Origin of the sequence: Ilyobacter sp., from assembly GCF_041583315.1 — a bacterium.
Classification (GTDB): Bacteria; Fusobacteriota; Fusobacteriia; order Fusobacteriales; family Fusobacteriaceae; genus Ilyobacter.
Genome location: NZ_JBFHGC010000618.1, coordinates 1 through 1,566 on the forward strand (window position 1 = coordinate 1; position 1,566 = coordinate 1,566).

Genomic DNA, 1,566 nt, shown 5'->3' on the forward strand with positions numbered 1-1,566 from the left:
AATCGAAAAATATAATGAAATTGAGAAAGAAGAGTCAGAGGCAGAAGAGCTAGTATAAAAAATAAGTCCAAAAGGACTTATTTTTTATTTAAAAAAACTGTGCAATAATTATATGAAACCATATAACAAAAAATTGTTGACACTAAAATGCAAATATGTTATTATTATCCCGTTGTTGGGCTGTCGCCAAGCGGTAAGGCAACGGACTTTGACTCCGTCATGCGCTGGTTCGAATCCAGCCAGCCCAGCCATTTTTATGAAAAACCAAACCTGCTTATAGCAGGTTTTTTTATTTTTATAGGTATACATAAATTTATGGATAAATAAAAGGAATTTAAAAAAAAATAAGTAAATTAATTCAGTGAACTTGCTTGAAAAGAAGAACAGAATATTATTGTAAATATTTGATTTTTTTTTGATCAAATATTGTACGTTTAGTGCAATTGATACTATGGGTATCATATGATATACTGGGAAACAGAAAGAATGGTGAAATCTATATGAAAAAATTAGTATTTATTTTCTTGTTTGTTTTTTCAGTGAGCTTTTCAGAGGTTCCCTTTAAGGATATAACAGATGAGCACTGGGCTTATAAATCAGTGGAGAATTTGGTAAATAAAGGGATATTAAAAAAAGATTCTGACATTTTCCAAGGAAAAAATGAGATAACAAGATATGAGTTTGCTTACTACTTGTCTAAGACAATGAATCAGGTGGATTCAGAAAAGGCAAGCAGAAATGATTTGGCAATATTGGAAAATCTGGTTTATGAATTTGCCAAAGAATTAAATAAAACTGGATTTGATTCAGACCTCTACTTATCTAAGGTAAAAAGTCATGATGAAAAAATAGAAGAGCTTAGTGCTAAGCTAGAAGAAAACAGAAAAATAATAGATGAACTTCAGAAAAAAATAAAAGAACTGGAAAAAAAGATTAAATAAAAAATAAATTTTTAGGAGGAACTTTTATTATGAACAAACTTTCTTTTGATTATTCAAAAGCCCTTGGATTCTTCCATCAGCATGAAATTGATTTTATGGAGAAGCAGACAATGTCTGTTGTGAAGACCCTAGAAAAAAAAGATGGTCCTGGAAATGATTTTTTAGGATGGATGGATCTTCCTGTAAACTATGATAAGGCAGAATTTGAAAGAATAAAATCTGCAGCAAAGAAGATCAAAGATGATTCGGAAGTCCTTGTGGTAATAGGTATAGGAGGATCGTATCTAGGTGCAAAGGCTGCCATAGAATTCCTGTCACACTCTTTCTATAATAACCTTTCAAAAGAGGACAGAAAGACCCCTGAAATTTACTTTGCAGGAATAAACGTATCTGGTTCTTATATTAACCATTTGATGGAGCTTATAGGGGACAGAGATTTTTCTGTCAATGTAATCTCGAAATCTGGAACTACTACAGAACCTGCAGTTGCATTTAGAATTTTCAAGAAAAAACTGGAGAAAAAGTACGGTGTAGAAGGTGCAAAATCCAGAATATATGCTACAACAGACAAGGCCAGAGGAGCATTGAAACAGTTATCTACTCAGGAGGGCTATGAAACTTTTGT

General features: G+C 32.1%; 1 protein-coding gene, 1 tRNA gene and 1 pseudogene. All 3 read left to right on the forward strand.

Annotation, left to right across the window (positions count from 1 at the left end; all coding sequences use genetic code 11):
• The first annotated feature begins 176 nt into the window (after positions 1-176).
• Positions 177-251: transfer RNA gene (locus ABZA26_RS14795), tRNA-Gln, on the forward strand.
• A gap of 249 nt (positions 252-500) precedes the next feature.
• Positions 501-941: an S-layer homology domain-containing protein gene (locus ABZA26_RS14800; protein WP_372715251.1), complete on the forward strand. Its 441-nt coding sequence runs from the start codon at positions 501-503 to the stop codon at positions 939-941.
• 29 nt (positions 942-970) lie between these two features.
• A pseudogene (locus ABZA26_RS14805) lies at positions 971-1,566 on the forward strand (glucose-6-phosphate isomerase); the annotation flags it as partial.